The organism is Vibrio sp. 1580 (genome assembly GCF_033340055.1).
Window position 1 is genome coordinate 54,752 of sequence record NZ_JAWOVT010000018.1, and the last position, 14,302, is coordinate 69,053.

Consider the following 14,302-nt stretch of genomic DNA (forward strand, 5'->3'; position numbering starts at 1 on the left):
CGCATTTCCCTCTTTCAACGACTACAGCAACGCTGTCAGTTCTGGGTAACCGTAATGAATATTGAGACATTGCATCGCTTGACTCGATGCACCTTTAAGTAGGTTGTCGATAGCTGAAATCACAATGATGTGTTCGCCTTGTACCTTCCAGCCGATATCACAGAAAGGGGTATTTTCGACATCCTGAATACGTGGAATACCGTCGCCTTTAAGACGCACCGCAGGCTTGCCTTGATAAGCTTGTTCAAACGCCTGTGCCACTTGTGCTTCTGTCACACCTTGCGCAAGCTTCATGGTGATAGTGGCAAGAATGCCGCGTTTAAAGTTGCCGAGGTGCGGAGTAAAAATCACATCGCAACCCAAGTGCTGAGCAATCTCTGGCTGGTGACGATGGTTAAATACACCATAAGGTTGCAAGCTCACTTCACAGAAGCTGTTAACCATGGAGGCTTTACGCCCTGCACCTGATACACCACTGGTTGCGTTGATCACTGGCCATTGGTTGGTATCAAGCAACGCATGTTCTAATAAAGGTTTGATTGCAAGCTGTGAAGCGGTTGGGTAGCAACCTGCTACTGCAATCAAAGGAGTGGTTTTTATTGATTCTTGGTTCCACTCTGCTAAGCCGTATGCTGCTTTATCTAGCCAGTTGTTATGTTGATGTTCGAAGCCATAAAAAGTGTCGTAAAAGCCTTCACTTTTCACACGGAATGCACCCGATAAATCGAATACCTGACAGCCTGCCTCCAAGAAAGTTGGGGCTAAATCATGGCTGACTTCGTGAGCCGTTGCCAAAAACACCACGTCCGATTCTTGAGCGATTTGCAGTGGATCCGTTAGTGGTAAAACTGGCATATCAATGATGCCCGCTAGCTTACCGTGCAGCTGCGCGATGCTCTTTCCCGCATCAACACTGTTGGCGGAAACGTATAAACCTGATAGCGTGAGTTGTGGGTGTTTATTAACCATTAACGCTAACTCTGCGCCGGTGTAACCGCTGGCTCCAATAATCGTGGTTTTTAGCATTGTGTAACATCCATATACTTAAAGGCTCAAATGACTATTCATATTTAATTTTTGCTTTATTTTGATTTTTTATTCATTAAATATGATTTAATATGTGTTTTACATTTTTGTGGTCTGTCTGTCAACAGGAGATTTGAAGAATCCATGCAATTACCAACTTTTCTAGAGGTCTATGAAGGACTCATCAGCACCTCTTCTATCAGCTCCACGGATCCGAGCTGGGATCAGGGCAATGCAAAAGTCATCGAAAAACTCGCATCTTGGTTTAAAGATCTGGGTTTTAGCGTTGAAGTGATCGAAGTCGAGCCAGGCAAGCACAATATGATCGCACGTATGGGTGAGGGTGAAGGTGGCCTTTTACTTACTGGCCATAGCGATACCGTGCCATTCGATCAAGGGCGATGGAATTTTGATCCGCATAAACTGACGGAAAAAGACAACCGCTTCTACGGTTTAGGCACAGCAGACATGAAAGGCTTTTTCGCCTTTATTTATGAAGCAGTGAAGAAAGTCGATTGGAGCAAGCAGAGCAAACCACTTTACGTATTAGCCACTTGTGACGAAGAGACCACCATGTTGGGCGCGCGACATTTCACAGCAAACGCCCCATTTAAGCCGGATTATTGCATCATTGGTGAACCCACCAGCCTTGTACCAATTCGAGGTCATAAAGGGCATGTGGCAAATGCCATTCGCGTAACAGGCAAGTCCGGTCACTCATCGGACCCAGCGCTTGGCGTTAACGCTATTGAGATCATGCATGAAGTCATGTTCGCCATGATGCAACTGCGTGACAAATTGATTAAAGAATATCACCATCCGGGTTTTGCCATTCCAAGCCCTACCCTAAATCTTGGACACATTCACGGTGGTGACAGCGCTAACCGTATTTGTGGTTGCTGTGAGCTGCATTACGACGTGCGTCCTCTTCCCGGCATTAGCCTTGATGGTTTAGAGAACATGTTGCGCGGAGCATTAAAAGAAGTCGAAGCGAAATGGCCTGGGAGACTGGAGATTATTCCATTGCATGAGCCTATTCCGGGTTACGAATGCCAACATGACCACCCATTTATTGGTGGTGTTGAAGAGATCTGCCAAACCAGTTCAGAAACCGTGAACTACTGTACTGAAGCACCATTTCTACAGCAGTTGTGTCCAACCTTGGTGCTCGGCCCTGGGTCAATCGACCAAGCCCATCAACCGGATGAGTTTCTATCCTTCGACTTTATCGACCCCACAATTGATGTGCTTTCAAAGGCGATGGTCAAGTACTGCTGTTAATACGCGTTTAAGCTCGAAAGTCTGTGCAGCTCGATTGAGCTGCATCTTTTTATCTTCACAATTTAGCGCGAGTCTTAACACTTATTTAACTTGTTATTTTGTAATTAATTTTCACTTCTTACTCTATGGCTGCCGTAAATTTGCTCTAAATCAGGAGACAGCGGAATAATTGCAAACTTAGTCTGCTTTATTTGACTATAACTGGTGCTTTTCGCTAGATTGGAGTCTTAACAAGGACAATGGATGTAGTTTTTTTACGAGGCAGGACGACAATGAACGAGAAATACGCCGCACTCAAAAGTAATGTGCGCATGTTAGGCCACTTATTGGGTAACACCATTCGCGATGCCCATGGCGAAGAAATCTTCGAGAAAGTGGAAACCATTCGTAAATTATCCAAATCAGCTCAAGCAGGGAATCAAGCAGACAGGGACAGCTTGATCGAAGAAATCAAACATCTACCTGATGAGCAGCTAACGCCCGTTACTCGCGCGTTTAACCAATTTCTAAACCTCACCAATATCGCTGAGCAATACCACACGATTTCACGCCATTGTGAAGAGCACATTTGCGAGCCAGACGCGATTAACTCGCTGTTTTCTAAACTGGTACAAAACGATGTGAGCAAACTGGACACTGCCCAAGCGGTTCGTGATCTAAATATTGAATTGGTATTGACGGCTCACCCAACAGAAATTACGCGCCGCACGATGATCAACAAACTGGTCAAGATAAACGAGTGCTTATCAAAGTTGGAGCTAAGCGATCTTTCTTCTAAAGAGCGCAGAAAAACCGAACGCCGCCTAGAGCAACTGATTGCCCAAGGCTGGCATTCAGACGTGATTCGACAACAACGCCCAACTCCGTTGGATGAAGCAAAGTGGGGCTTTGCGGTCGTTGAAAACTCGCTATGGGAAGCAGTACCGGACTTCCTACGTGAGATGAATGACCGTCTAAAATCTTACCTTGGAGAAGGTTTACCCATTGATGCTCGCCCAGTGCACTTCTCCTCTTGGATGGGTGGTGACCGTGACGGTAACCCGTTTGTTACTCACAACGTTACGCGTGAAGTCTTACTTTTGTCTCGTTGGAAAGCCGCCGATCTTTATCTCAATGACATCAACGAGTTGATCAGCGAGCTGTCTATGACAGTTTCAAACGATCAAGTCCGTGAGCTTGCTGGCGAAGATCAGCACGAACCATACCGTGCGATCCTGAAGCAATTACGCACTCTGCTCAATGAAACCAAAGATATTCTCGATGCTAAGATCCACGGTCAAAAGCTGGCTGTTAAAGCACCACTGCAAAAAGTCGAGCAACTTTGGGAACCGCTGTATGCCTGCTACCAGTCACTAAACGAATGTGGCATGGGTGTAATAGCCAACGGCTCACTACTGGATACACTACGCCGCGTAAAAGCATTTGGTATCCATCTTGTACGTCTTGATATCCGCCAAGAGAGCACGCGTCACTCAGACGTCTTGTCTGAACTAACTCGCTACTTAGGTATTGGTGATTACGAACAATGGAGTGAGCAAGATAAGATTGCTTTTCTAACTAACGAGCTTGCATCTAAACGTCCGCTTCTCCCTCGTGATTGGGAACCGTCTGAACCCGTCAAAGAGGTTTTGGATACCTGCAAGATTGTTGCAGCACAACCGCGTGAAGCGTTTGGCGCTTACGTTATTTCAATGGCACGTACTGCCTCTGACGTACTAGCCGTTCATCTACTGCTACAAGAAGCGGGTTGCCCTTACCGCATGGATGTGTGTCCTCTGTTCGAAACGCTAGACGATTTGAACAACGCAGAATCGGTCATCAAGCAGCTTATGGGGATTGACCTTTACCGTGGTTTTATCCAAAACCACCAGATGGTCATGATTGGTTACTCTGACTCAGCGAAAGATGCAGGTGTTATGTCTGCTGGTTGGGCTCAGTATCATGCGATGGAATCGTTAGTTAAAGTTGCTGAGGAAGAAGGAGTTGAGCTAACTCTATTCCATGGTCGTGGGGGCACAGTCGGTCGCGGTGGCGCACCTGCGCATGCTGCGCTTTTGTCGCAACCACCAAAAAGCTTGAAAGGCGGTTTACGTGTAACAGAGCAAGGCGAGATGATCCGCTTTAAACTGGGACTCCCAGATGTCGCAGTAAACAGCTTTAACCTATATGCAAGTGCGATTCTGGAAGCCAACTTGTTACCGCCACCAGAGCCAAAACAAGAATGGCGCGACTTGATGGAAGTGCTATCAGAAGTAAGCTGTGAGTCTTACCGAAATGTGGTTCGTGGCGAGCCAGATTTCGTGCCTTACTTCCGCCAAGCAACACCAGAACTCGAACTCGGCAAGTTGCCACTTGGTTCTCGTCCTGCAAAACGCAACCCTAAGGGCGGAGTAGAAAGCTTACGTGCAATCCCGTGGATCTTCTCATGGAGTCAAAACCGTTTGGTACTTCCTGCATGGCTAGGCGCAGGTGAAGCGATTCAATACTCGATCGATAAAGGCCACCAAGCATTGCTCGAAGAGATGTGCCGCGAATGGCCATTTTTCTCAACTCGTCTCGGCATGCTGGAAATGGTGTACTCGAAGTGTAATATTGATATCTCTCGCTACTACGATGAGCGATTGGTGGATGAGTCGCTCCGTCCACTCGGTGAAAAGCTTCGTGCTCAGCTTCAAGAAGACATCAAAGCGGTACTGAATGTAGAGAACAATGAAAACTTGATGCAGCATGACCCTTGGGGACTCGAGTCTATTCGCTTACGCAATATCTACGTTGAGCCATTGAATATGCTACAAGCAGAGCTGCTATACCGCACGCGTCAAACCGAAGAAGCTTCTGCAAACTTGGAAGAAGCGTTGATGGTGACGATTGCTGGTATTGCTGCAGGTATGCGCAACACAGGCTAATCGTTTCATTTTTAATAGAAAGCTGGGCAAATGCTCAGCTTTTTTTTATCACAGGATAATCGCACCAAAACAAAGGCAGTTAAATATACCACTGGAGACCCAAAAAATACCAAAATAAAAGAATAAAAAACCACAAGTTAACACTATTTATTATTATGTTAGTTTTTTAGGGTAATTTTGTCCTACTATTCCACTTCATGCTTATTATTTATATACTACTTGCCTGCTGAGAGCTCATAAATCCAATCATACCTGCTCCAGCCTTGATGGGACTCCCCATCTCTCTAGGTGATAAACGGCTTTAAGGTGACAGGACCAACATTGTTGGTGCTACTTATACATTAAAAAACTCAAGTGCCAGTAAGAGCGCAGCTGAAAGTATAAGTAGCTTGTTTACAAGTTTATTGACCATTTGGATTGAAGACATGTCATTACCACACGTAATCTTAACTGTTCTTAGCACTCGCGACGCAACCGGTTACGATATCACTAAAGAATTCTCTGCTAGCATCGGTTACTTCTGGAAAGCAAGCCACCAACAGGTGTACCGTGAACTCAACAAAATGGCTGAGAAAGAACTGGTTACTTGCGTATTAGAACCCCAAGAAGGCAAACCAGACCGCAAGGTTTACTCCATTACAGACGCTGGTCGCAGCGCTTTAGGAGAGTGGTTTGATCAACCAACTGCACACCCAACAGTTCGTGATGAGTTTTCAGCGAAATTGATGGCATGTGCCGTTCAACCAGCGGCTCCATTCCGTGACCAACTCGCCGAGCTAGTTGAAGAGTCTCGCAAACTGGTTTCTCACTACAAAGAAATTGAAGCGGCTTACTACGCAACGCCGTCAACTTTAGATAAACAAGCTCGCCTAGAACGTCTAACGCTTCGCCGTAACCTACTGTTACGTGAAACTTGGATCACTTGGGCAGAAGAAGTTCTAACTGAACTTGAAGTGATTGGTTAAACTCCTTTTGCTTTGATAAAACGAAAAAGGCTTGCCACTTGGCAAGCCTTTTATCTTTTTGAAACTAGGTTTACGCACCGACTACTGCGCGAGGACGAACACCCAACGTATGGCATAACGCGTAAGTCATCTCTGCACGGTTTAGTGTGTAGAAGTGAAAATCCTTAACCCCTTCACGACTCAGTACACGCACCATATCAATAGCTTGGCTAGCTCCTACAAGCTGGCGAGTCACCGGATCATCATCCAAGCCATCGAATTGTTTGCTCATCCATCCTGGTACTTTCACATTGTTCTGTGCCGCAAAGCGAGAAGCTTGCTTAAAGTTCGATACAGGCAAAATTCCTGGCACAATCTCTACGTCAATTCCTGCTGCGACACAACGGTCACGGAATCGCAGGTAAGACTCAACGTCAAAAAAGAACTGAGTAATAGCACGGTTTGCACCTGCATCTACCTTACGTTTTAGGTTCAATAAGTCAGACTGTGCGCTTTTAGCTTCAGGGTGAACCTCAGGGAATGCAGCAACGGAGATATCGAAATCGTGGCGTGATTTCAGCAGCTCAACCAAATCCGAGGCATACATATCAGGCGCACCGCCACCTGGAGGAATATCACCACGCAGAGCGACGATATTTTCAATACCATTGTTCCAATAGTCATCGGCAATATTAATCAGCTCTTCACGAGTCGCATCAATACAAGTGAGATGGGGAGCGGCAACCAATCCGGTTGTTGCTTTAATTTCTTTAATGATGGAGTGTGTTCTGTCACGCTCGCCGGAGTTCGCACCGTAAGTCACAGAAACAAATTTAGGTTGAAGCGTTTTAAGACGGTGCACTGAATTCCAAAGTGTTTCTTCCATCTTAGCGCTGCTTGGCGGAAAAAACTCAAACGATACATTGATGTTATCTGATAACTCAGCAATATTCTGGTTCAAGGCGTCGATATGGCCTGCGTGCGTATATCCCATCTTACTCTCCCTGCGGCACTCCGCCACGAAAACAAATCCTTAAAATCGACGTTTAGACGTCTATATGTCTACAGAATGTATTGAATACGATTTAATGTCAACCTTGTAATTATGAATTTTTCTCAAGTTAATAATGAAGATAGTTCAAGTTTCTACTTGAGCATCATCTCACCATTTTGCACGGGTTATGACTTCAGTATGGCACTGATAGGGGAATAAAAAACCCTGGATTAATTCCAGGGTTTTTAGGTCAATCGCAACTTTAAAATAAACCAGCCAATCGGTTGAGGTCGGATTGAATAGCGCCGGCTGTCACTTCTCTGCCTGCGCCTGGTCCTCGAATGACCAGAGGGTTATCTTTGTACCACTTGCTCTCTATGGCAAAAATGTTATCGCATGGCAATAAGTTGGCGAGCGCGTGCTCACGAGATAACGCTTCGACTCCCACCGTTGCTTTACCATTTTTTTCTAAACGCGCCACATAGCGAAGCACTTGATCGTTTCTCTGTGCTTTTGTCAGACGCTCTTGAAGTATTTCACTCAACAACGCTCCATTATCGAAGAAATCATCTAAGCTCAGTTCTCTTAATTCTTCTGGCACCAAAGACTCAACTTTAACGCTGTCTGGTTCTATATCTAGGCCCGACTCTCGAGCCAAGATGACTAACTTGCGCATTACATCAGAGCCATCTAAATCAGAACGAGGATCAGGTTCGGTTAAACCTTGCTGCCAAGCAAGATCGACTAAATCATTAAATGGCACAGAACCATCAAACTGTTGGAACAGCCATGATAGCGTCCCCGAGAAAATACCCGATAGAGCGACTATTTCATCCCCACTTTCACGAAGATCTCGCACGGTATGGTTTATCGGTAACCCAGCACCAACCGTTGCGTTGTATAGCCAATGACGACCAATTTTAGCGAATGCATCTTGAACCTGATGGTAGTACTGGCTATCTGCGGAACCGGCCACTTTGTTAGCGGAAATCAAATGAATGCCTTGCTGTGCGATTTCTACGTAGCGCTGAGCTAACTCTTTACTCGCGGTAACATCAAGCACGACGGCTTCATCATAGCTTTTAAGCGCTCCCAAACGTGCCAGCCAATCCCCATTGTTTGCTATGCTTTCATCATCAAATCGTTCAGCAACACTCGCCGCCTCAATACCTTGCTCATCGAACCAATAGGTTTGGCTATCCACAACCGCGACAAGATCAAAGCTCATACCATGACGTTTTTCGAGCTCACTTTTTTGCGTAGCAAATAAATTTAGCCAACTAGAACCAATATTACCCTTGCCACATAAAGCCACTGCCACGCGTTTTTGCGCTTGGAACAACTGGCTATGAATCGTTTGAACCAACGCCTCGGTATCAGTACGGCGCAAAACAGCGACTAGGCTCAGCCCTGAGTCTGTTTCAGAGATAAATTCTACCGGAGAGTGCTTTAGCTTCTGATAAAAGCCAAAGCAATGATTGGCGTTTTTCGTAACGCCTGCACCTACCGCAGCTAAGAGCGAGTAACCTTCTTTTAGCTTAATTTCTGCCTCTACCGCAAGCTCTTGCAAGTGTTTCAATGCACCACCGGCGATTTCTGCGGTGTAAGCCAAGCGTAGCGTGTGCTGATCGGATTGAGCTTCAAATGCCAGTGGCTCTAATTGCGCGCGCTGCAACGCTTGTAATACATCACTCTGTGTTTTTTCGAAGTCGTGCCCATGCATGAAAGACAACTGCACCAATAAAACATCATCCAGTGAAGTAATAATTTTAGCGCCACGACCAGATGCCAATACACGCTCAATACGAGTAGAACCCGACTCTGGCAGATAGCTACACTTGAGATTAAGGTCCATGGTACTTTGCGCCACAGGCTGAAGCGTACGACTGTGTAGCACTGGGGCAGCTAAGCGAGCAAGTTCACTGGCTTCATCCAATCGAAGTAACGGTAATAAACAAGCGTCAGACACCAAACGTGGATCGGCACTATAAACACCAGCAACATCACTCCAAATCGTGACAGTACTGACTTCAGCAAGCGCGCCTATGACCGTTGCAGAATAGTCAGAGCCATTACGACCAAGTAGAATGGTTTCTCCTGCCTCGTTCTGAGCCATAAAGCCAGTAATTACCACACGTTTATGGTTATGCTGCGCGAGGATCTCTTTAATTAAAGGGTATGAACGAGCGCGATCAACCTCTGGTTGAGTTCCCGCTTCTGCACGTAAAAACGCTCGTGCATCTTGTGCAACCGCAGGGATAGAACGTTGAGATAATAACGCGGCCAATAGGCGAGCAGACCATACTTCTCCGTGTCCCAGTACCGCAGCTTTTTGCGCATTAGTGAGTGGTGCAGTCAGCTCCGAGAGAGTACTGAACTCATCATGTAATAAAGCTAACAGCTCTTCTTTTGCTTCACTCTCCAACAAGCTTTCTATTAGCTCAGTTTGGAACTGTCTCAAGCTTTGAAGCGCTTCATGCGCAATTCGGCCATCTTTATTTAACCCTTCCAAAAACTCAATCAAGCGATTAGTGGTTTTTCCTGCAGCAGAGACGACCACAAGATCATTTTCTGTCGAATACTCTTTGAGAATACCCACAACGCGTAAGTAGCATTCTGGGTTTGCTAAGCTACTGCCACCAAACTTATGCAGCTGACGTTGTACAGTCATTGTTATCGTCTCCTATTACTGGGTAGCTTTAGCGAACGCTTGTTCTAAATCTGTGATGAGGTCTTGTGCATCTTCCAAACCGACAGACAAACGCAATAGTTGATGAGAGACCCCAGCCTCCGCCAGTGCCTCCTCACCCATTGCACGGTGAGTCATGGATGCCGGGTGGCAAATCAAACTTTCTACACCACCTAATGATTCAGCTAATGAAAACAGTTGGAGCTCTTTCACAAACACCTTTAGCTGCTCAAACGAACCAGCAAACTCAAAACTCAACATAGAGCCAAAGCCCGTTTGCTGCTTTTTAGCAATGTCGTGACCTGGATGTTCCGGCAGGCTTGGATGATAGATAGTTTTAACTAACGCTTGTTTCTGTAGGTAAGCCAGTACCTGCTGTGAGCTCTCTTCATGTACTTTCATACGAGCACCAAGCGTACGAATACCTCGCAGTGTCATGTAACTATCGAAAGGTGTGCCCGTTGCACCAATACAATTGCCCCACCATGCAAGCTCTTCTGCATGCGCTTCTGTGTTGGTGATGATTACCCCACCAATTACGTCCGAATGACCGTTGATGTACTTTGTTGTGGAGTGGATAACAAAATCCGCACCTAGCTCTAAAGGTTTTTGGTACACGGGTGTCAAAAAGGTATTGTCCACCGCAACTAACGCGCCGACTTGTTTCGCTTTTTCACAAGTAGCTGCAATATCCACTACGCGAACCAGAGGGTTTGACGGAGTTTCTAGCAAAATGAGTTTTGGTTTTTGTGCCAATGCAGCATCTAAAGCCTGTTCGTCTGATTGATCGACAAACTGAACCTTAAAATCGCCTTTGTTAGCTCGGGTATTAAAAAGACGATAGGTACCACCATAACAATCGTGAGGAGCAATAATGAGATCATCTGGGCCGAGAAAAGCGGAAACCCATAAATTTAATGCCGACGTACCGCAGTTAGTAACAACCGCTCCTTTTCCAGACTCAAGTTCAGATAGCGCACTTTCCAACAGTCCGCGGTTTGGATTACCAGATCGTGTGTAATCATACTTGGGCACTTCACCAAAAGCAGGAAAACCATAGTTAGTGGAAAGATAAATAGGTGGAACGACAGCATGATATTGGCTGTCTGATTCAATACCAGTGCGTACTGCAATGGTCGCAGGTTTGCGAGTGCTCATGGGTGTATCCTTTCACGGGTAATGACTTCTAAATAGGAATGCGCTATATCTAATGAGTAACATAAAGTGATCAACACGCTTCCTTTGCTGTTATGTTCACTTTACTCGTCAAAAAATGAGACGTCAACACTTCTAGACGTCTATATGTCTTTGCTTATGGCGGTAAATGCAGCTAAAATCAGCACCTAAATTATTTTTAACCGATTACATAAATGAAGGTGTGCAATGGCTGACTGGAATGGCGAATACATTAGCCCATATGCAGAGCACGGCAAAAAAAGCGAACAAGTAAAAAAAATTACCGTCTCTATCCCGCTAAAAGTTTTAAAGGTGCTAACTGATGAGCGTACTCGCCGTCAGATCAATAACTTACGCCATGCAACCAATAGCGAATTGCTATGCGAGGCATTTTTGCACGCGTACACAGGTCAGCCACTTCCGACAGATGAAGACCTTCGTAAAGACCGTCCTGATGATATTCCAACAGAAGTAAAAGCGCTGATGACGGAAATGGGCATCGAATTTGAGTCATTCGACGAAGAATAAAAAAGCCTGATAAAAGGTTTCAGGTAATAACTCTTGCCTCGAGCCAAATGGATGACATAAAAAATGGGACGCAATAGCGTCCCATTTTTTGTGTATCACATCTGAAAGATATATTACTCTGCCATGTAGTTTTCAGGCATCTCGATACGAGCTACACCTGAATTAACCGCCGCCTGAGCAACCGCTTTTGCAACACGTGGTAGCAAACGTGAATCCATTGGTTTTGGAATAATATAGTCCGCACCAAACTCTAGCTTATCAACACCGGCAGCCTTCAATACGGCTTCAGGTACAGGCTCTTTTGCTAGCTCGCGAATCGCCTCAACGGCTGCAAGTTTCATTTCATCATTGATTTCACTTGCACGCACATCAAGAGCACCACGGAAAATGAATGGGAAACACAATACGTTGTTAACTTGGTTAGGATAATCACTACGGCCAGTACCCATGATCAAGTCATCACGAACTGCGTGAGCAAGTTCCGGCTTGATTTCAGGATCCGGGTTAGAACATGCGAATACGATTGGCTTATCAGCCATCAACTTCAACGCTTCCGCTGGCAACAGGTTTGGACCAGATACACCTAGGAACAGATCTGCACCTTCAATTACGTCTTCTAGTGTGCGCTTATCTGTATTGTTCGCAAATAACTGCTTATATTCATTAAGGTCATCACGACGAGTGTGAATCACACCTTTGCGATCTAGCATGTAGATTTTTTCGCGCATTGCACCGCATTTGATCAGAAGCTCCATACACGCTACAGCGGCAGCGCCAGCGCCAAGACAAACAATTGTTGAATCTTCAAGTTTCTTACCTTGAAGTTCGATTGCATTCAGCATACCCGCTGCCGTTACAATAGCAGTACCATGTTGATCATCGTGGAATACTGGTACATCACAACGCTCAATCAGACGCTTTTCAATCTCAAAACAGTCTGGTGCTTTAATATCTTCAAGGTTGATACCGCCAAAAGTGTCTGCAATGCTCGCAACAGTATCAACAAATTCATCGATCGTGCGGTGCTTAACTTCAATATCAATAGAGTCAAGACCTGCGAAACGCTTAAACAGTAACGCTTTACCTTCCATCACTGGCTTAGATGCAAGTGGACCTAGGTTACCTAGACCTAGAATAGCGGTACCGTTAGAAATAACAGCAACCATGTTCCCTTTTGCAGTGTACTTGTACACGTTATCCGGGTTTTGTGCGATTTCACGCACTGGCTCTGCAACACCAGGGCTGTAAGCAAGGGCAAGATCACCCGCCGTTTCCGCAGGCTTTGTAAGTTCGACAGCAATCTTTCCTGGAGTTGGATAAGCATGGTAATCCAATGCTTTTTGGCGATGTTCTTCTTCTGGAGTGGCTGCTTGGTGGTTGTCTTCAGACATGGACGTTTCTCTTTTTTATTTTTAGGTAAGGGGGCATAAATTCTATCGGATAGAAATCAAACTTCATAGGCAAGATTGCGAGCAATATCCTTAAAAAGCCGATAATAAAAGAGATTAGACCAGATAACGGGGTTAAGCACCTGATTTTCGAGTCAGGTGCTCTTTCTTCTTACTATTATTGGAGTATGCAAACTCAGAAAGTATCGTTACTCTTCGTCCACGTATTGCGCTTGGAGATAATTCTCAATACCAGACATTTCAATCAAGCCAAGTTGCGTCTCTAGCCAATCAACATGTTCTTCTTCATCTTCAAGAATATCTTGGAAGAGATCTCGAGACACATAATCTCGAATGTCTTCAGCGTAGGCAATCGCATCTTTTAAATCTGGAATAGCCGCCATTTCAAGCTTTAAGTCACACTCGAGCATTTCCTTGGTATCTTCACCAATCATCAACTTACCTAAATCTTGTAGGTTCGGTAGACCTTCAAGGAACAAAATACGCTCAATTAGATGATCGGCATGCTTCATCTCATCGATAGATTCGTGATATTCCTTGTCTGCTAGGTGCTTTAAGCCCCAGTCTTTATACATTCGGGCGTGAAGAAAATACTGATTAATAGCGACGAGCTCGTTACCGAGCACTTTATTGAGATGTTGAATGATGATTGGATCGCCTTTCATGACAAAACCCTCCTCTTTGGCTTCATTTAAATGTAGAAGCAAATGAGAAGGTGTCAAAATGTAAGGCAAATAATTACTGCATACTTACAGCAATTAGCTGGCTTGTTTAAATTCCGTGTAACTAGTTTCCGCTAAAATTTCCTTGGCCTGTCTGATGCACTTACCACATTGGCTGCCCAATGCCGTGCACTTTTTGATTCCTTTAATATCTGTTACGCCTTCATCTATCGCCAACTTCCTAATTTTTTTGTCGGAGACACCATGGCAAAGACAAACGTACATACTCAAAAAACCTATAAAACTAATCTGTGACAAACAATATAAACAAGAATAGTTCTTGTTACCAGTCGCATTATGGTGTCCGCTCAGAATATTTGGTTATAACGATTTTACCGCTGCAGGAAAAGATCAAAGGGTTAAGAGGGGTGAGTAAAAGCGTTAAGAAACAAAGTCGGTAAAACTCTGTTTTTAAATCGAAAAAGTGACGTCTTTTATTTCAACACTTATAACTAAATGTAATCTAGAAATGAAAAAGGGAAGCCTAAGCTTCCCTTTTCGATGCGCTTTCTTCAAAAAGAAGAACAGTGCAAGATTTCGTTTAATTCGTTATGAATTAGTCGAAGATCTTAGCAACAACACCAGCACCTACTGTACGGCCACCTTCACGGATCGCGAAACGTAGAC

11 protein-coding genes and 1 pseudogene are annotated in these 14,302 nt (G+C 45.0%); 4 read left to right on the forward strand and 8 right to left on the reverse strand.

The annotated features are described in order from the left end of the window. Positions 1-21: 21 nt before the first annotated feature. On the reverse strand, positions 22-1,026 hold the full coding sequence (gene argC / locus R7093_RS21425) for an N-acetyl-gamma-glutamyl-phosphate reductase (protein ID WP_005382790.1): 1,005 nt from the start codon (positions 1,024-1,026) through the stop codon (positions 22-24). A 144-nt stretch (positions 1,027-1,170) separates the two neighbouring features. Here argC and argE point away from each other — a divergent pair, with 144 nt between their 5' ends. From argE to R7093_RS21440, 3 genes are all read left to right on the forward strand, one after another. Beyond that, positions 1,171-2,307: an acetylornithine deacetylase gene (argE, locus tag R7093_RS21430; RefSeq protein WP_047104137.1), complete on the forward strand. Its 1,137-nt coding sequence runs from the start codon at positions 1,171-1,173 to the stop codon at positions 2,305-2,307. Between the two features lie 272 nt (positions 2,308-2,579). Beyond that, on the forward strand, positions 2,580-5,213 hold the full coding sequence (gene ppc, locus R7093_RS21435) for a phosphoenolpyruvate carboxylase (protein ID WP_005381336.1): 2,634 nt from the start codon (positions 2,580-2,582) through the stop codon (positions 5,211-5,213). 425 nt (positions 5,214-5,638) lie between these two features. After that, the gene (locus R7093_RS21440) at positions 5,639-6,178 is read left to right on the forward strand and encodes a PadR family transcriptional regulator (RefSeq protein WP_005382791.1); all 540 of its coding nucleotides are present in this window, start codon (positions 5,639-5,641) and stop codon (positions 6,176-6,178) included. Between the two features lie 70 nt (positions 6,179-6,248). Here the strand turns inward: R7093_RS21440 and metF are convergent, their stop codons facing one another. The 3 genes from metF to R7093_RS21455 all read right to left on the reverse strand — a co-directional run bounded on the left by metF (position 6,249) and on the right by R7093_RS21455 (position 10,998). Then, entirely contained in the window at positions 6,249-7,151 is a 903-nt protein-coding gene (gene metF, locus R7093_RS21445; RefSeq protein WP_005381345.1) for a methylenetetrahydrofolate reductase, read from the reverse strand. Between the two features lie 262 nt (positions 7,152-7,413). Further along, positions 7,414-9,822 carry a bifunctional aspartate kinase/homoserine dehydrogenase II gene (locus tag R7093_RS21450; protein ID WP_017633523.1) on the reverse strand — a complete coding sequence of 803 codons (2,409 nt, stop codon included), beginning with the start codon at positions 9,820-9,822 and terminating at the stop codon, positions 7,414-7,416. A 15-nt stretch (positions 9,823-9,837) separates the two neighbouring features. Further along, entirely contained in the window at positions 9,838-10,998 is a 1,161-nt protein-coding gene (locus tag R7093_RS21455) for an O-succinylhomoserine (thiol)-lyase (RefSeq protein ID WP_005381350.1), read from the reverse strand. A 225-nt stretch (positions 10,999-11,223) separates the two neighbouring features. Here R7093_RS21455 and metJ point away from each other — a divergent pair, with 225 nt between their 5' ends. Further along, positions 11,224-11,544, forward strand: coding sequence for a met regulon transcriptional regulator MetJ (gene metJ / locus R7093_RS21460; RefSeq protein ID WP_005381353.1), 321 nt, complete (start codon positions 11,224-11,226; stop codon positions 11,542-11,544). 113 nt (positions 11,545-11,657) lie between these two features. Here the strand turns inward: metJ and R7093_RS21465 are convergent, their stop codons facing one another. The 4 genes and pseudogenes from R7093_RS21465 to R7093_RS21480 all read right to left on the reverse strand — a co-directional run. Then, positions 11,658-12,935 carry a malic enzyme-like NAD(P)-binding protein gene (locus R7093_RS21465; RefSeq protein ID WP_005381358.1) on the reverse strand — a complete coding sequence of 426 codons (1,278 nt, stop codon included), beginning with the start codon at positions 12,933-12,935 and terminating at the stop codon, positions 11,658-11,660. A gap of 206 nt (positions 12,936-13,141) precedes the next feature. Further along, positions 13,142-13,618, reverse strand: coding sequence for a bacterioferritin (gene bfr / locus R7093_RS21470; RefSeq protein ID WP_005381359.1), 477 nt, complete (start codon positions 13,616-13,618; stop codon positions 13,142-13,144). A gap of 93 nt (positions 13,619-13,711) precedes the next feature. Beyond that, a complete protein-coding gene (locus tag R7093_RS21475; RefSeq protein WP_005381360.1) occupies positions 13,712-13,900 on the reverse strand; it encodes a (2Fe-2S)-binding protein in 189 nt (62 codons plus the stop codon). A gap of 331 nt (positions 13,901-14,231) precedes the next feature. Continuing rightward, positions 14,232-14,302 (reverse strand): annotated as a pseudogene (locus R7093_RS21480) (elongation factor Tu); the annotation flags it as partial.